This window comes from Pontibacter flavimaris (assembly GCF_001907195.1).
GTDB classification, from domain to species: domain Bacteria; phylum Bacteroidota; class Bacteroidia; order Cytophagales; family Hymenobacteraceae; genus Pontibacter; species Pontibacter flavimaris.
The window spans coordinates 561,878-580,973 of record NZ_LVWA01000005.1 but is presented as its reverse complement, the minus strand read 5'-3'; the positions used below and the strand labels follow the sequence as shown (position 1 = coordinate 580,973).

Annotated in this window: 22 protein-coding genes; 6 read left to right on the top strand and 16 right to left on the bottom strand. The window is 53.3% G+C overall.

Annotated features, from left to right (window positions below):
• Positions 1-16: 16 nt before the first annotated feature.
• From rsmH to A3841_RS10650, 13 genes are all read right to left on the bottom strand, one after another.
• Positions 17-937 carry a 16S rRNA (cytosine(1402)-N(4))-methyltransferase RsmH gene (gene rsmH, locus A3841_RS10710; protein ID WP_073852299.1) on the bottom strand — a complete coding sequence of 307 codons (921 nt, stop codon included), beginning with the start codon at positions 935-937 and terminating at the stop codon, positions 17-19.
• The gene (mraZ, locus tag A3841_RS10705; protein ID WP_073852298.1) at positions 937-1,404 is read right to left on the bottom strand and encodes a division/cell wall cluster transcriptional repressor MraZ; all 468 of its coding nucleotides are present in this window, start codon (positions 1,402-1,404) and stop codon (positions 937-939) included. Before mraZ ends, rsmH begins: the two co-directional genes overlap by 1 nt.
• Before the next feature lie 566 nt (positions 1,405-1,970).
• Complete coding sequence (locus tag A3841_RS10700) at positions 1,971-2,570, bottom strand: hypothetical protein (RefSeq protein ID WP_073852297.1); 600 nt, start codon at positions 2,568-2,570, stop codon at positions 1,971-1,973.
• Positions 2,571-2,682: 112 nt separating this feature from the next.
• Positions 2,683-3,381, bottom strand: a complete 699-nt coding sequence (locus A3841_RS10695) for a fatty acid desaturase (RefSeq protein WP_073852296.1) — start codon at positions 3,379-3,381, stop codon at positions 2,683-2,685.
• Between the two features lie 206 nt (positions 3,382-3,587).
• A complete protein-coding gene (locus tag A3841_RS10690; protein ID WP_073852295.1) occupies positions 3,588-4,439 on the bottom strand; it encodes a 4-hydroxy-3-methylbut-2-enyl diphosphate reductase in 852 nt (283 codons plus the stop codon).
• Between the two features lie 5 nt (positions 4,440-4,444).
• Complete coding sequence (locus A3841_RS10685; RefSeq protein ID WP_073852294.1) at positions 4,445-5,143, bottom strand: lycopene cyclase domain-containing protein; 699 nt, start codon at positions 5,141-5,143, stop codon at positions 4,445-4,447.
• 96 nt (positions 5,144-5,239) lie between these two features.
• The gene (locus A3841_RS10680) at positions 5,240-5,773 is read right to left on the bottom strand and encodes a hypothetical protein (RefSeq protein ID WP_073852293.1); all 534 of its coding nucleotides are present in this window, start codon (positions 5,771-5,773) and stop codon (positions 5,240-5,242) included.
• A complete protein-coding gene (locus A3841_RS10675) occupies positions 5,774-6,610 on the bottom strand; it encodes a phytoene/squalene synthase family protein (protein WP_073852292.1) in 837 nt (278 codons plus the stop codon).
• 21 nt (positions 6,611-6,631) lie between these two features.
• Positions 6,632-8,128, bottom strand: a complete 1,497-nt coding sequence (locus A3841_RS10670) for a phytoene desaturase family protein (protein ID WP_073852291.1) — start codon at positions 8,126-8,128, stop codon at positions 6,632-6,634.
• Between the two features lie 26 nt (positions 8,129-8,154).
• Positions 8,155-8,670, bottom strand: a complete 516-nt coding sequence (locus A3841_RS10665) for an RNA polymerase sigma factor (RefSeq protein WP_073852290.1) — start codon at positions 8,668-8,670, stop codon at positions 8,155-8,157.
• A 224-nt stretch (positions 8,671-8,894) separates the two neighbouring features.
• Entirely contained in the window at positions 8,895-9,770 is an 876-nt protein-coding gene (locus A3841_RS10660; RefSeq protein WP_073852289.1) for a MerR family transcriptional regulator, read from the bottom strand.
• Positions 9,751-10,221 carry a sterol desaturase family protein gene (locus A3841_RS10655; RefSeq protein ID WP_235861361.1) on the bottom strand — a complete coding sequence of 157 codons (471 nt, stop codon included), beginning with the start codon at positions 10,219-10,221 and terminating at the stop codon, positions 9,751-9,753. The genes A3841_RS10660 and A3841_RS10655 overlap by 20 nt, the downstream gene beginning before the upstream one ends.
• 69 nt (positions 10,222-10,290) lie before the next feature.
• A complete protein-coding gene (locus tag A3841_RS10650; protein ID WP_139307955.1) occupies positions 10,291-11,064 on the bottom strand; it encodes an enoyl-CoA hydratase/isomerase family protein in 774 nt (257 codons plus the stop codon).
• A 77-nt stretch (positions 11,065-11,141) separates the two neighbouring features.
• Between A3841_RS10650 and A3841_RS20285 the strand changes: the two genes are divergently transcribed.
• The 6 genes from A3841_RS20285 to paaD all read left to right on the top strand — a co-directional run bounded on the left by A3841_RS20285 (position 11,142) and on the right by paaD (position 15,083).
• Positions 11,142-11,285: a hypothetical protein gene (locus A3841_RS20285; protein ID WP_170866173.1), complete on the top strand. Its 144-nt coding sequence runs from the start codon at positions 11,142-11,144 to the stop codon at positions 11,283-11,285.
• Between the two features lie 58 nt (positions 11,286-11,343).
• Positions 11,344-11,964: a TetR/AcrR family transcriptional regulator gene (locus A3841_RS10645; RefSeq protein ID WP_073852287.1), complete on the top strand. Its 621-nt coding sequence runs from the start codon at positions 11,344-11,346 to the stop codon at positions 11,962-11,964.
• A gap of 69 nt (positions 11,965-12,033) precedes the next feature.
• Positions 12,034-13,020, top strand: coding sequence for a 1,2-phenylacetyl-CoA epoxidase subunit PaaA (paaA, locus tag A3841_RS10640; RefSeq protein WP_073852286.1), 987 nt, complete (start codon positions 12,034-12,036; stop codon positions 13,018-13,020).
• Positions 13,021-13,150: 130 nt separating this feature from the next.
• Positions 13,151-13,759, top strand: a complete 609-nt coding sequence (locus A3841_RS10635) for a phenylacetic acid degradation b (RefSeq protein WP_235861360.1) — start codon at positions 13,151-13,153, stop codon at positions 13,757-13,759.
• Positions 13,759-14,514, top strand: a complete 756-nt coding sequence (paaC, locus tag A3841_RS10630; RefSeq protein ID WP_073852284.1) for a 1,2-phenylacetyl-CoA epoxidase subunit PaaC — start codon at positions 13,759-13,761, stop codon at positions 14,512-14,514. The genes A3841_RS10635 and paaC overlap by 1 nt, the downstream gene beginning before the upstream one ends.
• Positions 14,515-14,600: 86 nt before the next feature.
• A complete protein-coding gene (gene paaD, locus A3841_RS10625) occupies positions 14,601-15,083 on the top strand; it encodes a 1,2-phenylacetyl-CoA epoxidase subunit PaaD (RefSeq protein ID WP_073852283.1) in 483 nt (160 codons plus the stop codon).
• Between the two features lie 77 nt (positions 15,084-15,160).
• Here the strand turns inward: paaD and A3841_RS10620 are convergent, their stop codons facing one another.
• The 3 genes from A3841_RS10620 to A3841_RS10610 all read right to left on the bottom strand — a co-directional run bounded on the left by A3841_RS10620 (position 15,161) and on the right by A3841_RS10610 (position 18,992).
• Complete coding sequence (locus A3841_RS10620) at positions 15,161-15,856, bottom strand: copper resistance protein NlpE N-terminal domain-containing protein (RefSeq protein WP_170866172.1); 696 nt, start codon at positions 15,854-15,856, stop codon at positions 15,161-15,163.
• Between the two features lie 198 nt (positions 15,857-16,054).
• Positions 16,055-17,788: a M3 family oligoendopeptidase gene (locus tag A3841_RS10615; RefSeq protein ID WP_073852281.1), complete on the bottom strand. Its 1,734-nt coding sequence runs from the start codon at positions 17,786-17,788 to the stop codon at positions 16,055-16,057.
• A gap of 115 nt (positions 17,789-17,903) precedes the next feature.
• Positions 17,904-18,992 (bottom strand): ferredoxin--NADP reductase, encoded by a 1,089-nt coding sequence (locus tag A3841_RS10610; protein ID WP_073852280.1) that lies wholly within the window; start codon positions 18,990-18,992, stop codon positions 17,904-17,906.
• Between the last annotated feature and the right edge of the window lie 104 nt (positions 18,993-19,096).

Genomic DNA, 19,096 nt, shown 5'->3' with positions numbered 1-19,096 from the left:
TAGCTAGCAGTTTGTGTTACTTTCCTTCTCGTTCCTCCCTCTTCTCGGCTACCCTTAGCTTGGCACTCCTGGATCGGCTGTTCTGCAGCAACTCCTCCTCTGTCGGCGTTACCGGCTTGCGATGCACAGCATCCAGCGGCTTTATCTCGTTTCCGAAGAGGTCTTTCTCCACCTCCCCGAAGAATTTTCCTTTGGCAATAAAGTTCTTCACCATCCGGTCTTCCAGCGAGTGATACGAGATCACCGAGAGCCTTCCGCCGGGACTGAGCAGCTCCGCTGCCTGCTCCAGCATCTCCTCCAGCGCCTTCATCTCGTCGTTCACCTCGATGCGGAGCGCCTGGAACACCTGGGCCAGGTACTTGTTCTCCTTCCCTTTCGGGGTGCAGGAACTGATGGCCTGCTTAAACTGGGCGATCGTTTCCAGGGGCTGGCGGTTGCGCTTCTCCACCACCGTGCGGGCCAGGGTCTTGGCGTTCTTTACCTCTCCGTATATCCCGAACATGCGGTGCAGCTGCTCCTCGGAGTAAGTCTCCAGCACCTCCTGCGCCGTGATGCCCGCATCCGGGTCCATGCGCATGTCCAGCGGGCCATCAAAGCGGGTTGAGAAACCGCGCTCCGGCACATCAAACTGGTGCGAGGAAACCCCCAGGTCCGCCAGGATTCCGTCCACCTGCTTCACACCGTACAGGCGCAGGTACTTCTTCAGGTCGCGGAAGTTGGCGCGCACAAACTGAAAGTTTGGCCCCTCCAGCTTCTTCGACTGCTCCTGCGCGTCGGCATCCTGGTCAAAACTATAGAGCTTGCCTGCTGTAAGCTCCTTCAGAATACGCGCTGAGTGGCCTCCGCCACCAAACGTCACATCCACATATATTCCGTCCGGCTTGATGGCCAGCGCCGCTACCGACTCTTCCAGTAATACTGGGCGATGATACTCCATTATACAAGTGGCTCTTCAGCCGGTTTATCCCCCAAAAACTTCTGGGCGAGCTGCGAGAAGTTCTGCTGATCTTTAATCAGGAACTCCTCATACTTATCCGGATTCCAGATCTCCACACGGTTACCCAGCCCCACCACAATCGCCTCCTTCTCCAACTCAGCAAAACGCGACATGGTCTTGGGCACGATAAAACGGCCTGCGCCGTCCAGTTCTATCTCGGTGTTCCCCCGGAAGAAGTTCCGCTGAAAGTGGCGGTACTCCTCGTTGAACTCGTTCAGGCCGGCCACCTTGTCGTAGATCACTTTCCATTCGGCCTTCGGATACAAAACCAGACAAGGCTCAAACCCCCTCATCAGCACCACATGATTGCCAGACGCCTCCGGCAGGTTGGCTTTTATCTTTGCAGGTAAAACCAACCTTCCCTTCGGATCTATCTTGCACTCATATTCGCCAGAAAGGAAGTTCATAGGCTTATGGTGGTTTAGTCCGTATAGACTTTGGACTATACAAATGTAGCCAATCAGCAAAATTTAGCAACCACAATCTACCACTTTTTACCACTTTGTGGATAAATTATGGTAATCCACACCACTTATCCACATTATCCACACCACCGGCCCCTCATTTTGGGTATAACTAAATTTGCAGCGAATCAGAAAATTGTTTAAAATACGAGACACACAAAACATAATGTTCTGATTATCAGATTATTGTAGCACAGATATAAAACATATGCAATTTTTGATACTTATTCCCTGCTGAAGTGGGGCGAAGTGGCAAAAGTGGGAGAAAGTGGAAGGGATTTAATCAAGGTGGGGCAAAGTGGCGGGGCAAATCCCCTCCTTCAAGGCCCGGATTCACCCATTCGGGAGAGAGCATTCCATAGCCCACTGAGGTCATGGGATTTAGGCAACAGGGCCGCCGGTTCGGCAGGCATTGCAGCAGCTTATACTTTCATCAAAAAAGGAGCTGTTGTTTGCAGCTCCTTTATACTTTATACTTTATACTTTATACTTTGTACCTGGATGGTGTTCTAAAACTTGAAGCCCAGGTGCAGGCCTATCGAAAGTATGGGGGTGCCCTCTTTGTAGTGGAAATAAGAGATCCTGCCCCCGGCCACGCCGTTGCGCAGGATTCCGAAGTCGTTCTCCAGGAAGCCGTGCAGGCCAATGTCAGAGGTTTTGATGTGGGTTACGGAGCCGTCCACCGTTCCCTGCCCCTCCGGGTCGGAGTTGATTTCGGCGCGATGACGGAAGCTGGGCCCCGCCCCGAGGCGGAACGTTACGATCTCCCCCTGCATCACATCGAAAGCCGCCTCCAAAGAGCTCATGAAAAACGTGTTCTGGATGGTATAGATCTGCTTGGCGTCGTCGTAGCGCTTGGCAGACAGGAGGCCCAGGTTGAGGCCAAGTGACACACGATCACTCAGGTAATGGCTGAGGTTATTGCTGAACATCAGGCCCTGGCTGTCGTTCTCGGAGAGCCACACGAAGTTTACACCCGCTTTCAGGCTGGTTCGCTCTTTCCCCGCTCCTCCGTTCGTAAAGGTTTGTGCTGAGGCTGTATGCGGCTGGCTCAGCAAAAGCATGGTTACAAAGGCACTCAGGGCTACAGAAGCTACGCTGAATTTCATGGGCTGGGGAGGCAAAGGGTATAACGAAAGGGTATAAGTGTTTACAAACCTTTACGCATACGGCTGGCCCGGCCTCGCTGTTGCAGATCTCGCATCTATTTGTTTATACTTTTCATACTTTAACTTTGGTTTTATACAGCTGCCACCATGGCAGGTACGGCTTGTCGTGGTGCTCGTAGTGGTAGCCGAAGAAGTAGCAACTGGCAAAGGCCCACACATGGTTTTTGTCCTGCGTGCCGGATTTGTGCGGGTTATCTGCCGGGTGCTCTCCGCGGTGCGGCTGGAAAGTCCCGAAGTAGAAAAGCTGAAAAGTTGCCAGAATGGCCGGCAGCATCCAGAACAGCACCACGTTTTCCGTTGGGAAGTATAGCTTGAGCACATTAAACGTGATGGCCATGAGCAGCAGCTGCCACCAGGTAATATACTGCCTCAGAAAGCTAAGGTACCAGGGCCAGAACGAACCGTGGTGGTAATCGGGGTCGTGTTCGGTGGCGACGTGGCGGTGGTGCTGGTGGTGGAGCGGCAGCAGGCGCGGGTACCAGTTATAGGCAAACATAAAAGCCGTAACCGTGCCGATCGCTTTATTCAGCTTAGGCCTGCCCGGGGCCGCCACGCCGTGCATGGCATCGTGGGCCGTAATAAACAAGCCAGTGTAGAGGTGCGTCTGCAGCAGGACCAACAGGTAAGTAAGCGGGGAGGCGAAGTCTACGGTATAGGCCGTGAGCAAGTATACCAGCAGGCCAATCCAGCTGGCAAGTATAACTGCCGCTATCAGCACGCCCCGGTAATCATTCTTTCTCGCTATCGCCATTCTATTAAACGTATCAGGTAGCACGTATCACGTAGCACGATTTTTTATGGCACGTGTTTCGTGAAGCTATACTTGCCGTGCGACCTCACCAACAAACTTACTTGAATATGTTGATTTTATACTTCCGCTACCTCTCAGGCACCTAATCCTAAATTTACTCTCATAGTCGTGCTACGTGCTACTAGATACGCATACGCGATTCGCCCTTACAGTTCATACTTCAGCAGCGCATCCCGCACCTCCTCCATGAGCCACATGGGCGTGGAGGTGGCCCCGCAGATCCCCACCGACTCGCCGGCGCTGAACCAACCTGGCTCCAGCTGCTCTACCTTTGAGACAAAGTATGTTGCCGGGTTGGTATCCTTGCAGACCTGATAGAGCACCTTGCCGTTGCTCGATTTGGTGCCGGATACAAAGATCACCTTGTCATACCTGGCGGCGAACTTCCGCAGCTCCTTGTCGCGGTTGGATACCTGACGGCAAATCGTGTCGTTGGCGTTCACCTCGTACCCCTGCCCTTCCAGTTTGCTTTTTATACTATAGAAGCTGTCGGTGCTCTTGGTGGTCTGGCTGTAGAGGGTAATTCTGGTCGGAAGGTCATGCTGCAGGAGTTCCTCCATACTTTCAAACACCACCGCCTGGTTACCGGTTTGTCCCAGCAGGCCCATCACCTCGGCGTGGCCATGCTTGCCGTAGATATAGATTTTATCGCTTTTGTCGTGGGAAGTTTTGATGCGGTTCTGCAACTTCAGCACCACGGGGCAGGAGGCATCTATCAAGGTCAGGTTGTTTTGCAGGGCAGTCTGGTAAGTTTGCGGCGGCTCGCCGTGGGCGCGAATAAGCACCGTCTCGTGCTGCAGCTGCCCTAGCTGCTCGTGGTCGATGATGCGCAGGCCCCGCTGCTGCAAGCGTTCTACCTCCACGTCGTTGTGCACGATATCGCCCAGACAATACAGATAGCCCTGCTCATCCAGAATGTCCTCGGCCATCTGGATGGCATACACCACTCCGAAGCAGAAGCCGGAGTTATCGTCGATGGTTATGTGCAGGGTGCTCATACGTTCTATACAGCTACGGGGGCATATTGTTTTACGCTTTTCCGCTGCCTAAGTCCCTCATACACAGAAATAGTAAGCAAAAGCATCAACATAGAATACAAAGTATCCTCTACGGGGATGGAAACGATCCGGAGCCCCAGGTTATAGTCGTTGTTGTACCACACGATGGGCAGGTAGGTGAGCACGCCGTTCACGAGCAGGAAGGGCACCAGGTGCACCAGGTAGGCCAGGTAAAAGCGGCCCAGGAAGCGCGTGCCGAAGTACTTGAGATGCACCAGGTGCAGGAGCGTGAGCAGCATAAACGTGATGGAAGTATAAACCTTGCCCATGTTAAAGACCGCGATCAGCGGCAGCACCACCATCAGGGCCACGGCTATACTTTTAACGTAGGGCTGCAGCAGATCCTTGGTGATGTAGGCGTTGAGCACGTCGTAAATAAACACGCAGGCGTAAGGCACCGTCAGGAAGAAGAGCACCTCCTCCAGCGGCAGGCCGAACAGGTAAATGCCCGTCAGGTACTCCTCGTTAAACCCCCAGACGCCGGCCCTGGTAAACAAGGCATCCCATACGACAAACAGCACCCCATTGACCAGTATGGCTGGGAATAGCGCGCCCCAGTTCTTGTAAAAGGCCACCTTCCGGTCGAAGGACAGCAGAAGGGGAAACAGGATGGTGAAGATGTTGAGGTACAGGTAGAGGTACATGCGTTAACGTATAAAGGAACAACGGTAAATGTGACTGCTGATTTAAAGGAAAGGCACCGTGCAGCATCCCACACTTTATACTTTATACTTTGGGGGTTAGATGCTGATGCGCCGCAGCTCCTTTTTCTCGGCCTCGGTACAATGGTCCTTGGTGAGCAGGAAATCGCGCATGGTGCGGGCAAAGTCTGCGGATATTCCGGAGTCAGGATGGGCTTTCAGGCTGCTGATCATCACTTGCTTGTCGCTCTCCAGGTTAGGACTTAGGTTGAGGTAGCGGGGCACGTAATGCTCCACGGTAAACCTGAGAAAGCGGATTTCAGGGTGATCCTTGTCCAGCGCCACGGCTTCCTCAAAAATGGCGGCGGCGGTTTTTATCTGCTTAAGCTTGCTGTAGGGGTTCCAGACATACTTGGCCATTACCGCCTCCGAGGCCGCTTTGTAGGCCAGCACCACCGGGTCCTTCGCCGCATACTTGCTCATCTTCCTGTTGAAGCGCTCGGCCACTGCCTTGTCCTTGCTCGCCTCCAGGTATTCGGTTCTCAGCTCAGAAATTTCGTAGCGCGAGCTGCTGTCAGCCAGCGCTGCCTGCACTATGAAAAGTAAAAGTATAAAGGGTAAAATCTTAGGCATCTAAATCGCGTTAAATCGGTACTTGACGTAGGAACTAAGCAGTAAAGCGAGCTTAGTGTTATCAGGTACTCTTACGCGCTCCTTCAGGATGTGTTTGGCCGGCAGGGCCTGTATCTTGCGGAAAAGCTTGCGGTAGTACACGTAGGCCAGGTACACGCCCATGCGTGCCGAGCGCGGCAGGGCCATAATGCCGGCGTAGGCGTCGTTAAAGTCCTGGAGGATATCCTGCTCGATCTCGGTTTTGCATGCGTTGCTGAACTTGAGGTAGTCCACCTTCGGGAAGTATACCCTGCCCCGCTCTTTATAGTCGCTCTTCATGTCGCGCAGGAAGTTCACTTTCTGGAAGGCCGCGCCCAAGCTTCTTGCCGGCTTCTCCAGCCGCCCAAACATCTCCTCATCTCCTTCGCAGAACACTTTCAGGCACATCAGCCCCACCACCTCCGCCGAGCCATAGATGTACTCATGATACAGCGCCCGGTCGTACACCTGGTCGTCCAGGTCCATTTCCATACTTTTCAGGAAGGCCTCTATGTACGCTTTGTCGATCCCATACTTGTGCACCACGCACTGGAAGGCATTCAGCACCGGGTTCAGGCTCAGCCGCTGGTCGATGGCCTTGTAGGTCTGCTTCTTGAAGGCGGAGAGCAGCTTGCGCCTGTCGTGCTCGTGGAAGGTATCCACAATCTCATCGGCGCAGCGCACAAAGCCATAGATGGCGTAGATGGGCAGGTGCAGTTTCTTGTCCAGCGACTTAATGCCCAGGGAAAAGGAGGTGCTGTAGGCCTGGGTAATGACTTTGCTGCACTGCATGCAGGTCTCGTTAAAAAGTTGCTCCATACGCAATCTGCTTTTGATGAATTATACGTTTACGCCCACCGGCGGTGCAAACTCCTTCTCGATCTCCTTCGCCACTACCTGCCCCGATATAAGTGAGGGCGGCACGCCCGGTCCGGGCACGGTAAGCTGCCCGGTATAGTATAGGTTCCGGACTTTCTTGCTCTTCAGGCTCGGCTTCAGAATGGCCGTCTGCAGCAGCGTGTTGGCCAAGCCGTAGGCATTGCCTTTAAAAGCATTATAGTCCTGTATAAAGTCTTTGTGCGCGTAGCTGCGCTTGTAGATGATATGGCTCCGGATGTCCTGCTTCGTCAGGCGCTCCAGGCGGTCCATCACCAGGTTAAAGTATTTCTCGCGCAGCTCCTCGGTATCCTGCAGACCGGGGGCCACCGGTATAAGTATAAACAGGTTCTCGCAGCCCTCCGGCGCCACGCCCGGGTCTGTAACAGACGGGGCCGACACGTAGAACAGCGGTTTTTTAGGCCATTGCGGGTGGGTGTAGATCTCCTGTGCATGCGGCCCAAAATCCTCATCGAAGAATAGGTTGTGGTGCCGCAGGTTTTGCAGGCGCCTGTTCACGCCCAGGTAAAACAACAGCGAGGAGGGCGCCATCACGCGCGTATCCCAGTAGCTGTCGGAGTAGCTTTGGCTGGCCTTTGGCAGCAGCTCCTTCTCCACGTGGTGGTAATCGGCACTGGCCACCACCACCTCCGCCTCAAAGGTGCCCGTCTCCGTTTGCACATGCGTTACAGTCCCATCCTGCACCTCCAGCCGCTGCACGTTCTGGTTATACAGGAAGCGCACGCCCTTCTCCTCCGCCAATTGCACCATCCCCTCTACAATCTTGTACATGCCACCCATCGGGTACCAGGTACCCAGGCTGATGTCGGCGTAATTCATCAAACTATAAAGAGCAGGGGTGTTGCGGGGCAGCGCGCCCAGGAAAAGGATGGGAAACTCCATCAGTTTGATGATCTTCTCGTGCCGGAAGAAGCGGCGGATGTGCTTGTGAAACGACTGGAACACATCCATGCGCAGCACATCGAGCAGCAGGCGCGGGCTCATGAACTCGGTCATGGAGCGGCCGGGCTTGTAGACGAGCTGGTTGATACCCACCTCATACTTGTAGGCCGCCTGCTCCAGAAACGAGTCCAGCTGCGCGGCGCTGCCGGGCTCCATACTTTCGAAGAGCGCCTGCAGTTCCGGCAGCCGGGCCGGCACATCCATAAAATCATTCTCCCCAAACACAACCGTATAGGAAGGGTCTAGCCGAAGGAGGTCGTAGTAGTCGGAGGTGGACTTTCCGAATTTGTTGAAGTAGGCCTCGAACACGCCGGGCATCCAGTACCAGCTGGGCCCCATGTCGAAGGTGAAACCGCTGGCTGAGAAGCTGCGGGCGCGGCCGCCGGGGGTGCTGTTCTTCTCCAGCACCGTCACGTCATAACCTTTACCGGCCAGGCTGGTGGCTGCTGAGAGGCCCGAGAAGCCGGAGCCGATTACGATCACGCGTGTTACAGCCATATAGGGAGTTTAGGGCCTCTACTTCATTATGCCTCCTGCCGATATACTTTCAGCACCCTCTTCAGCTCCTTTCGGGCGATGTGGATGCGGTTCTTCACCGTGCCAATCGGGATCTGCAGTTTCTCCGCGATCTCGAGGTACTTGTAGCCCACATAGTACATCATGAACGGGGTGCGGTGCTCCTCGTTAAGGTTAGCGATCGCCTTGTTGATATCGTTCATGACGAAAGTAGCCGTGCCTTTGTTCTGGGTCACGAAGTTTTCGTCGGTATTGAGGTACTGCAGGTATTCGGAACTATCGATGTTACTGCTGCGCTTGGTTACCTTGTTATAGTTATTGATAAAGGTATTGCGCATGATGGTATAGAGCCAGGCCTTAAGATTAGTGCCTGCCTTAAACTTATCGCGGTTTGTAAGGGCCTTCAGCATGGTCTCCTGCACGAGGTCTTTGGCATCGTCCAAATCCCGGGTTAGGTTCATGGCCGCCGGCCGTAGCGACTGTGCTACATTCTGCACGAGGGTATTGAATTCCAGAGCTGTCATTTGTTTAACGTTTTATGGTACAACCATAAACAAATATACGACAGACCGTTTAATAAAAATAGCTTTGTGTAGGTTTTTTTTGAGTTTGTTTAAACAATTTCGACAAACGGTCCTCAAAAACCTGTGTACGTACACATTACTGGTGCAAACGACACAAAAAATCCGGCCCGCCGCTCCTTATTAACGGGAGAAGCGGCGAGCCGGACAAAAAACAGTACAAATTTTTATTTCAACTTGGCAATTAACTCCGTCATACAGCTTAAACGCTGCACATTCTCCGGGAAAGCCAGCGCATCGTGCTGCACCTGGTAGCCATACACATAAATAGTGCTGTCCGGGAACCGCGCTGAGAGCCTGTCCAGGTAGCCCTGCACCTGCTCCCGCTCCGGGGTGGTGGTGAGCACGGTGCAAAGATACTCGGCACTGAACTGCTCATGGGTAAGCTCCAGGTCCTTAAAGGGCAGGTGCTGACCCATGTACACCACGCGCTGGTGGTGCGCCCGAAGGATGTAGTGCATGTACAGCAGCGCCAGTTCGTGCAGCTCACCTTCCGGCAAGTATAAAATGTACACGGGGTCGTCCTCCTTCCAGCGCGCCGTCTGGCCATCTATCGCCACCAGCAGCTTCTGCCGGATCAGGTTGCTGACGAAATGCTCGTGCGCCGGCGTGATATTGCCGGTCTGCCACAGAATACCGATCTTATTGAGGAAAGGGTACACCACCTCCTGCATCGTTTCCTGGAACCCCATCTGCACGGCGGACCTGGAAAGCACGCGGTCGAAATGATACTCGTTCATGTCCACCATGGCCGTCACCAGTTCGCTGACGTGGTGGGCGCACTCGCAGGGTTGGTCGCACAGCTGCCGCACCGTCTCCAGTATCTCCCCCTTTTCCATCTGCGCGATCTTGGAGATCTTGTACCCGCGCTCGTTGAGGAGCGAGATGTTGAGCAGGGACTTCAGGTCCTCATCGTCGTAGTAGCGGATGTTTGTTTCGGTTCGCCTGGGGGTCAGGATACCGTAGCGCTGCTCCCATATCCGAATGGTGTGCGCCTTGATGCCTGAAAGATGTTCGAGTTCTTTAATAGTGTACTGAGCCACGTTTCTCCTGTTCCTGTTTCTTCACAATGTCATACGCCTGCCTGAAATACCGCGGCGCTACCCACAGCATCCCAAACGACTCCGAACCATGCTTGCCCTGCGCTTTGTGGTGCACCTTATGGGCCATGTTCAAGGCCTTCAGGTAAACACTAGACGTTTTCCCGAACACCTTGATCCGCCTATGGATGAACACATCATGGATAAGGAAGTAGGCCACCCCATACAAGGTGATGCCCGCGCCAATCCAGAACCTGTAGTCTATCGGGTCGCTGCCGAAGATGAAAAACAGCATCGCCAGCAGGCCATAATAGGCAAAGAACAGGTCATTCCACTCAAAGACGTGCTGGTGGTGCGTGTGGTGCGACCTGTGTAGGCCCCAAAGGAACCCGTGCAGCACGTACTTGTGCATGAGCCACGCCACGCCCTCCATCGCCACAAAAGTCAGAAGCATGATTCCGAAGCCTGTTAGCATACACAGAACAACAAGTTTAAGGAATAGTTTAAAGTATTAAACAAAAGCTCACCACTTTATTTGTTCTTTGTTCAGAAAAGCGGCGATCCCGCGCTGGCAATCCTCGCTGCCGCGCGCCACGGCGTTCATTTCGGAGGCGTACTGCAGGCCCTCCTCCAGGCTCATGCCCTGCACCCGCGCAATCATCTCCTTGGTCACCTCCATACTTTGCTTCGAGTTCTCGGCGCAGAGCTTCTGGGCAAAGGCGAACACGCGCTCCTCCAACTCCTGGGCGGGCACCACGTAGTTTACCAGGCCATACTTCTCCGCCTCGTCCGCTCCGATCAGGTCGCCGGTGAGCAGCAGTTGCTTCGCCCTCGACTCCCCGATCTTCCGCAGCAGGAACACCTTCACAATAGCAGGTATAAAGCCGATCTTCACCTCGGTGTAGCCAAACTTTGCCTCCGGCACCGTGAAACCGAAGTCGCAGATGGCAGCCAGGCCGCAGCCGCCCGCAATGGCATGGCCATGGATCTGGGCGATCACCACCTTCTTCAAAGTATAAATCAACCGGAAAAGCTCCATCAGGTGCGTGGAGTCGAGCAGGTTCTCGTGGTAGTCGTTCTCCTGCAGGCGCTGGATGTACTCCAGGTCGGCGCCGGCGCAGAACACCTTGCCCTCGGCGCGCAACACGATCACCTTGCAGGCCTCGTCGTCCTCGGCCATGGCGAAGGCGCGCTTCAGTTCCGACACCACCTCATAGTTAAGGGCGTTGCGTTTCTCGGGCCGGGCCAGCGTAATGTAGCCCACCCGCTCCTTCACCTCGTAGTTGATAAATTCCATCGTCAGCCTTTCGGCCGTATTTGTTAGCTCTGTCATGATATGTCGTCTTATATACAAGGAACCGTTAATAGAGCCTTGTGTTCGAATATACGCAGGTACGGGAGCAACGCTGCATTAAATCAGGCACGATCCGCACCAGGACCGGCACAAGTATAAAATTATTCCCGCTTTCTCCCAACTCCCGCTCCTGCAACTCTCCTGCCAACCTTCTAAAAGTATAATCGTTTATAAAATTAATTTGCTAACGAACGTTAGGTTGCCTATATTTGTTGAGTAACTATGGAAGCAGTATTGAGCAGAAAAGAGCAAATCGAGCGTACGGCCACTGTCCTGTTTAAGTCAAAGGGATATTCGGCCACGTCGATGCGCGATCTGGCCAATGCGCTAGGCATTGAGGCCGCCAGCATTTACTCGCACATCAAGTCGAAGGAGGAGATCCTGCAGCGGGTGTGTTTTCGGATGGCGAGCGAGTTTTTTGAGGCCATAGACGCGGCAGAGGCTGACGGCGGCACCGCCACCGACAGGCTGCGACGCGCCATTTCCGCCCACGTGCAGGTGCTGACGAAGAACACAGAGGCTTCGGCGGTTTTTCTGCACGAGTGGCGCCACCTCAGCGAGCCCATGCACGGCACCTACCTCTCGTTGCGCGACAAGTATGAGGCCCTCTTCCGCGACATCATCCGGACCGGCACCGGGAACGGTGAGTTTACGGTGCCCGACGAGAAATTTGCGGTCCTGACCATACTTTCCGGCCTCAACTGGATCCATACCTGGTACAAACCGGAGGGAAAGATGACACCGGCAGCGATTGCCTCGAATCTTTCGGAAATGCTACTAAACGGCCTGAGCACCAAAAAACAGGCCCTTGAAGATACTTACTCTCACCTTAATACAATCTAAACTAGCTGACCCGCCGGACTGCTCACCCAGTCCGGCACTTTTTTGCTGAACCTTAAAACTATAAATACTATGTACGGAGGAGGAAACGTTTTTGAGGCTACTAAATTCGATGACCTGCAGACGGAAGATCCTGCAAAACTGGAAGAATTTGAGGCCCGCATCGCCCGCGGCGAAAAGATCGAGCCAACGGACTGGATGCCCGAACTCTACCGCAAGCAGCTGATCCGTATGATCGAGCAGCACGCGCACTCTGAGATTATCGGTGCCTTACCGGAAGGTACCTGGATCACACGTGCGCCAGGCTTCCGCCGTAAGATGGCGCAGATGGCGAAAGTGCAGGACGAAGTCGGCCACGCACAGCTGCTCTACTCTGCTGCTGAAACGCTGGGCAAGTCGCGCGAGCAAATGCTGACCGACCTGATCAACGGCAAGAGCAAGTACTCCAATGTGTTCAACTACCCAGCCTATACCTGGGCTGATTCTAATATCATTTCCTGGCTGATTGATGCGGGTGCTATCGTGAACCAACTGGCAAATGCCAAAGGTTCTTATGGTCCATATTCAAGAGCCTTAGAGCGTATCTGTGCCGAAGAAGCTTTCCACCTGAAGTATGGGCACGATGCTGTAGTACATATGGCAACAGGCTCACCAAAGCAGCGCGAAATGATTCAGGCTGCGCTTAACCGCTGGTGGCCACCGATCATGACCTTCTTCGGTCCTTCAGACAAAATGAGTACACACACCGAAACACTGATGCGCTGGAAAGTGAAGATGGCAACTAATGATGAGTGCCGTCAGCAGTTCTTGGATATGTATGTGCCTAAGATCTGGGAACTTGGCTTAACTGTTCCGGATCCGAACCTGAAGAAGAACATGGAAACCGGCCAGTGGGATTACACCGAGCCGGATTGGGATGAGTTTAAGCGCGTGATCAACGGTGATGGCCCTTGCAACGCGGAGCGCCTTGCCGTTCGCCGCACTGCCGAAGAGCGCGGCGCCTGGGTACGCAGAGCCCTGCTTAACCCGAAAGCAAAATACGTTCGTCCATTGGCATAGCCAATGGTAGTTATGAGTTAAGAGTTAAAAGTGGGTTTCCCATCTACAACTCTTACTCATAACATTTAACTCTTAACTAGTAGAAGCTCTTAACTCATAACTAATGTTAAAGTCCCTTGATCCGAGAGTAATGAGATTGAACTTGCCGGAAGGTGAAGTTCCAGCCATGGAGCCCAAACCGGAACTGGATCAGTTTGAAACATATGAAGCCTTCCATCAAAAGAAAGAAGGTACTGCATATACTTATGTTGGCCCGGTTCACGCACCGAACGAAGATGTAGCTTTCCTGTTTGCAAAAGAGCAGTATAGCCGCCGGTTCGCCTGCACCGGCCTATGGATCGCGCGCACCGAGAATATTCAGGTGACTCCTTATGGCAACGATGGTGAGAATGTGTACGACACTATTCAATTTGACGAGCCAACCCAGCGCAGCGAACAGCCGGAAGCTTACGAGATTTTCCATTTAAAGAAACGTGGCAAAGCTCATACATATGCTGGTCGTGTGATGGCGAAATCTTACCCGGAAGCTTTAGCTGAAGCGAAGAAAGCTTTCGGTGACAAAGGTCCTATCGTGAATGTGTGGGTCGTAAAATCGAAGGATGTGCTGCAGTCTGCGGAAGAAGATAAGGACATGTGGACCACTATTCCGGAGAAAAAATACCGCGAAGCCATTGCTTATAAGGTGATGGACAAAATCACCAAGTATAAAGAAGAGAACAAACCTACAACTGCGCAATAATGAACGAGCTAGCGATAAAAGACCTGTTATACAAACTGGCAGACGACCAGCTTATACTTGGCCACCGCAACTCTGAGTGGACAGGCTTCGGCCCGATTCTGGAAGAGGACATTGCTTTCTCGTCGATGGCGCAGGATAAGATAGGCCATAGTCTGGCGTTTTATACTTTGCTGCAGGAACTTGGCGAAGCTGATCCGGATACGGTTGCTTTTACCCGTAACGCTAACCAGTTTCACAACAACCAACTGGTTGAATTGCCAAACGGCGAATATGACTTCAGTTTGATCCGCCACTTTTTGTACGACAACGCAGAGATCATTCGTTTTGAGATGCTTTCACAGTCGAGCTACGAGCCAATTGCAAAGGTTGCTACCAAACTGAAAGGCGAAGTGAAGTACCATGTACTGCACGCCAATACCTGGATCAAGAACCTGGGCTCATCAACTGAAGAAGCTATACTTCGTTTACAGTCCTCTTTGAATGAAGCATTGCCTTATGCCTTAGCGATGTTTGAGAACTCGAAGTATGAGCAGGAATTGATCGATGCTGGTGTGTATTCTGGTGAAGATGCTGTGAAAGCTGAGTGGCTAAAGCGTATTCAAACAGTGATAGAGAAAACTGACCTGAAACTTCCTGACCTGGCAACTATAGAACCTAAATTTGGCGGCCGCTACGGCAAACATACAGAGCACCTGCAGCCTTTACTGGACGAGATGGCCGAAGTATTTAAGATAGACCCAACTGCTGAGTGGTAGAAGTTTCGTTGCTCGTTAATCGTTATCCGTTGATCGCTTTTTGTGAACCCGAATAACGAACAACGATCAACGAATAACGAAAAGCGATGTTGACCAAGGAAAACATATTAGCCCTGCTGGAGGAAGTAAAAGACCCTGAAATACCGGTATTGTCGCTGGTGGATTTGGGTGTGATTACGGGTGTGGAAGTTTCAGATAATGACCACGTAACGGTGAACATGACGCCAACTTTTGCCGGTTGCCCTGCCATGGACTACATGAAGAAAGATGTGGAACGTACGCTGGAGAAACACGGCATTAGCAACTATACGGTTAGCATGACCTTCGATAGTCCCTGGGACAGTAACAAACTAAGCGAAAAAGGTCGTCAACATTTGAAGGAATTTGGCCTGGCGCCACCGCCAAAGTATGATCTTATACTTGATCTCGATATTCTGGAACATGTAAAGTGCCCGTACTGCGATAGCGATAATACCGATATGAGAACGCCTTTCGGTCCGACATTATGCCGCTCTATGCACTATTGCAATAACTGTAAGCAGATGTTTGAGCAGTTTAAGCCGCTGTAAGCAAAGTATAAAGTATAAATCAGGAGCGGCGGCTATACTTTAGCCAGCACTAATGTTTTATACTTTTGAACTAGCTGCTACTCCTGAAGGTACTCCCCGCAGCCCCTGAAGTTTATCCCGTTTACCTTTACCCGCACCAGATACGGCGACACTTTGCCCGACATCGTATCCTCACACGGCTGCTCTATGATCTCGACCTCCAGCTCTCCCGCTTCTGAGGTGGCTAGATAGGTGGTTATGTTTCCGCTCCTAAGCGCGGCCGGAACAGGCGTCTCCATACTTATACTTTCGGAAGGCAATGTCTTGAAACGTATACTTTTCTCCAGGTCGATCTCCAGCAACCAGCCAGGTTCGTTGCCGGTGGCTACAAAGTCCAGCCCCCGCTCACGCCTTTCCTCCCTAAGAATAGGATTATCCTCTGCAAAATCCGAGTCCTTCCTCAGAACATATAGCGGGGCAGTGCCTGTCGTGATGGGTTTGCCCTCTTGATCCAGCATGTTCAGCTCGCCTGTTTTGGTTAGCTCAAAAAGAGTGGGCACAGTGCCATTGTCAGCGGCTTCCAATGCTACTTTTCCCGCATGCAAACGCCAGGTGCCGGTGCGGGTAAAGGGTTCCACATCACGCTCCTGATAGGTCAATGTTCCTTCAAAAGTATTGTCTTCGTTCAGACGCAGGGTGTAATTGATTCCCGGACAATCGGCACAGGGAATGACCCCGCGCCAGGTGCCTGCCACGGACGCTGGTTCTTTGGTTTTGCCTGCGCTTACACCCACAGGTTCGGTAGCAACTTCAGCAACAGGGGCTGTTGTACACCCGGCCAGGAAGAGTAAGATGCCTAAAAATAGTGATGGCCTGCCTTTCATATCAAAATTTACGCGCCGCAACACCGGCAGTTGTTCAGAAGCAAAAAGAGCCTTGCTTGGGTGCAAGGCTCTCTCAGGAGATTTATACTTTAGGATTCATACTTTATACTACAGTTGCGCCATCTCTCCGCGCACGAAATCCACCAGACTCTTGATGTATTCGGTGCTGAAGTCGAATTTGATGCCGGCCGCCTCGTATACTTCGCCAATGGAAACGGTATAGCCCAGGCTGAGGGCGCGCTTATAGGCGGCAAGTCCTTCGGAAGGGTTTTCCTTGTAATTCTTCCAGACGGCGATGGCCCCAAGCTGAGCCATAGCATACTCGATATAATAGAACGGCACCTCGTAGATGTGCAGCTGCTTCTGCCACAGGTAAGGTTTATACTTCTCCAGCCCCTGCCAGTTTACTAACTTGTGATTGAAAGTGCCGAAGATGCTCAGCCACTCCTGGTGGCGCTGCTCCTGCGTCTGCTCCGGATGCTCGTAAACCCAGTGCTGGAATTTATCCACGGTAGCTACCCACGGGAAGGTCTCCAGCACGCTCTCCAGGTGCGTTTTCTTGGCCCGGCGCAGTTCGTCCTCATCCTCAAAAAAGGTATCCCAGTAATCCATCGAGATCAGTTCCATCGACATGGAGGCCAGCTCGGCCACCTCTGACGGCGGATGCTTGAAGGAGTTGAGCCACAGGTCGCGCGTTAGGAAAGAATGCACGGCGTGGCCACCCTCGTGCAGCATCGTGATGACATCGCGCAGGCTGGAGGTGGCATTCATGAAGATGAACGGTACCCCAATCTCATCCAAAGGATAGTTGTAACCTCCCGGTGCCTTTCCTTTTCTCGACTCCAGATCCAGGTGGCCCATCTCCCGCATTGTAGCCAGGCAATCGCCCAGGTAGGTATCCAGCTTATAGAACACCTGCACCGTCTTCTCCAGCAACTCGTCGCCGGACTTAAACGGCTCCAGCGGCTTTTTGCCGGATGGGTCAACATCAAGGTCCCAGGGGCGCAGCTCCTCCAGCCCCAGCAATTGCTTGCGCTCCTCATCAACCTTAGTGAGCAGCGGCACGATCGTTTCCTCTATCGAAGTATGGAAATCGAAGCAATCCTGCGGGGTGTAGTCGAAGCGGCCCATGGCGGCAAACATGTAGTCGCGGAAATTCTCGAAATCGGCGTTAGTGGCTACCTGGTGGCGCAGCTTCAGCAGCTCATCAAACAGGCTGTCCAGTTTTTCGCGTTCCTGAAAGCGACGCTCCTGCACAGCAACCCAGGCTTCCTCGCGCACGGCTCTGTCAGTCCGCTTCAGGCGGTCTGCGGCGCGTTGCAGGGTCATTTCCTGACCATCCAGGGTCACGGTCATGGCGCCGGTAATGGCGGCGTACTGCTGCTGTTTGGTGCTGATCTCCGTTTGCAGCGGAATGTTGACTTCCCGGAAAATTTCCAACGCGCGCTCCACCCCGCGCAGGTAGATCTTATACTTTTCCTTATCCAGCCCGTTCACGTACGGCGAGTGCATCAGCTTCAGGTTCAGCTCATGGTCCAGCGGTGCTATGTTGGGTTCTATCTCAGAGATAAAGTATTGGAAAGCCTTCGTAGTTTCCTCGTTTTGGGTGTCGCAGGTCATGCGGATGTAGCGCCAGCCCAGGTCCTCGGAAAGCACGCTCTCAAGCTCGCTGCGGTCCCGCATCCACTTCTCCAACTCCTCCACACTCTCGATCTGGCGGGTCTTCAGTTCCTCGAAATAGGGCCTGATGGTTTCCCACTGCTCTACCCTGAACTCCTCGGAGAGGTAGGTGCGGGGCAGACGCTCCGGTATTATTAAGTTAGTTGTTTGTTGTATTGTCATTGTGGCAATGTATATTTCAGAAGTACAATATAGGCGTTTCTTATGAAAGTACAAAAAAAAGAACAGCGCCGCAAGAAAACTTCGCTGGCGCTGTTCTTTTATACGTTTTTTCGGCCTAACCGATCTCGATCACCACGTTCGGGGTGAGTGGGTGCCCTACGCAGTTGAGCACGTAGCCTTCCTCCATCTCTGCGTCAGAAAGACCCTCGCGCTCATCCAGGTGCACCTTGCCGCTCAGGCACTTGCCCCGGCAGGCGGTGCACAGGCCGGCCTGGCAGGAGTAGGGCAAATCGATGTCCTGCTCCAGGGCCGCCTCCAGTATGGTCTGGTCCGGCTCTACCACAAAGCTATACTCTGAGCCCTCGTAAATAACGGTCACGGTTTGGGTGGTGATCTCGCCATCCTCGTCTGAGGACATCACCGCGCCGTGCTGCGCCTCCTGCTCCTGCTTGTCCAGCAGTTTATTGCTCACAAAGCTCTCCCTGAACATGCGGTCTGCCGGCACGCGCAGCACGCTGAGCGCATGGCGCACCTCCTCCATCATGCCCTCCGGCCCGCACATGTAGTAGACCGCCTCCTGTGCCTTGGCCAGTTGCAGGCGCTCGAGTATCTTAATAATCATACTTTGGTTCATGCGGCCACGGTGGTCGCAGGCCTGGCGGGGCTGGCTGTAAATGTACACGACCTGCAGGCGCCCCTGGTGCTGCGCCTGCAGTTGCTGCAGCTGCCCCCGGAAGATGACCGACTCCTCGTCGCGGTTGCCGTAGAGCAGTGTTACTTTGCTGTTTGGCTCCTCGCGCAGCACGGCCTTCAGGATGGCCATGAGTGGCGTGATGCCGCTGCCGGCGCCGAACAGCAGTACCTGGCGCTGGTTGGTGGGAGCGCAGGTGAGGCAGAAGTTCCCGATCGGCGCCATCACCTTCACCTCCTGCCCTGCCTGCAGGTGATCGAGCAGGTAATTCGACATCAGGCCGCCCTCCACGCGCTTTACTGTTACCGAAAGGCGTGGCGCCTCGTGCGGGGTGCTGCTGAGGGAGTAAGAGCGGCGGATCTCCTTGCCCTCAACCGGCAGGATCAGGGTGAGGAACTGGCCGGGCTTATAGTCTATCGTCTGCTTTTCGGGGTGCTCGAAATGTATGGTGGCAGCGTCTGCCGTTTCGCGGGTAATTTCTACGACCTTCAGGGTAAGGTAAGGGCTACTCATGGTTTTATTCTTTTTCTCAGATTCGTCTCGGTCTAAAACTTAATTCGAACCCGAAAGTTACGATAATCCCTCCTGTTCTGAGAAAGTAACGTATAAATTTTAAG

Excerpts from the sequence above, each read along its gene's own strand:
- rsmH (WP_073852299.1), bottom strand. The coding sequence starts at position 937 with ATGGAGTATCATCGCCCAGTATTACTGGAAGAGTCGGTAGCGGCGCTG.
- mraZ (WP_073852298.1), bottom strand. The coding sequence starts at position 1,404 with ATGAACTTCCTTTCTGGCGAATATGAGTGCAAGATAGATCCGAAGGGA.
- A3841_RS10700 (WP_073852297.1), bottom strand. The coding sequence starts at position 2,570 with ATGAAATTCAGCGTAGCTTCTGTAGCCCTGAGTGCCTTTGTAACCATG.
- A3841_RS10695 (WP_073852296.1), bottom strand. The coding sequence starts at position 3,381 with ATGGCGATAGCGAGAAAGAATGATTACCGGGGCGTGCTGATAGCGGCA.
- A3841_RS10690 (WP_073852295.1), bottom strand. The coding sequence starts at position 4,439 with ATGAGCACCCTGCACATAACCATCGACGATAACTCCGGCTTCTGCTTC.
- A3841_RS10685 (WP_073852294.1), bottom strand. The coding sequence starts at position 5,143 with ATGTACCTCTACCTGTACCTCAACATCTTCACCATCCTGTTTCCCCTT.
- A3841_RS10680 (WP_073852293.1), bottom strand. The coding sequence starts at position 5,773 with ATGCCTAAGATTTTACCCTTTATACTTTTACTTTTCATAGTGCAGGCA.
- A3841_RS10675 (WP_073852292.1), bottom strand. The coding sequence starts at position 6,610 with ATGGAGCAACTTTTTAACGAGACCTGCATGCAGTGCAGCAAAGTCATT.
- A3841_RS10670 (WP_073852291.1), bottom strand. The coding sequence starts at position 8,128 with ATGGCTGTAACACGCGTGATCGTAATCGGCTCCGGCTTCTCGGGCCTC.
- A3841_RS10665 (WP_073852290.1), bottom strand. The coding sequence starts at position 8,670 with ATGACAGCTCTGGAATTCAATACCCTCGTGCAGAATGTAGCACAGTCG.
- A3841_RS10655 (WP_235861361.1), bottom strand. The coding sequence starts at position 10,221 with ATGCTTCTGACTTTTGTGGCGATGGAGGGCGTGGCGTGGCTCATGCAC.
- A3841_RS10650 (WP_139307955.1), bottom strand. The coding sequence starts at position 11,064 with ATGGAATTTATCAACTACGAGGTGAAGGAGCGGGTGGGCTACATTACG.
- A3841_RS10645 (WP_073852287.1), top strand. The coding sequence starts at position 11,344 with ATGGAAGCAGTATTGAGCAGAAAAGAGCAAATCGAGCGTACGGCCACT.
- paaA (WP_073852286.1), top strand. The coding sequence starts at position 12,034 with ATGTACGGAGGAGGAAACGTTTTTGAGGCTACTAAATTCGATGACCTG.
- A3841_RS10635 (WP_235861360.1), top strand. The coding sequence starts at position 13,151 with ATGAGATTGAACTTGCCGGAAGGTGAAGTTCCAGCCATGGAGCCCAAA.
- paaC (WP_073852284.1), top strand. The coding sequence starts at position 13,759 with ATGAACGAGCTAGCGATAAAAGACCTGTTATACAAACTGGCAGACGAC.
- paaD (WP_073852283.1), top strand. The coding sequence starts at position 14,601 with ATGTTGACCAAGGAAAACATATTAGCCCTGCTGGAGGAAGTAAAAGAC.
- A3841_RS10615 (WP_073852281.1), bottom strand. The coding sequence starts at position 17,788 with ATGACAATACAACAAACAACTAACTTAATAATACCGGAGCGTCTGCCC.
- A3841_RS10610 (WP_073852280.1), bottom strand. The coding sequence starts at position 18,992 with ATGAGTAGCCCTTACCTTACCCTGAAGGTCGTAGAAATTACCCGCGAA.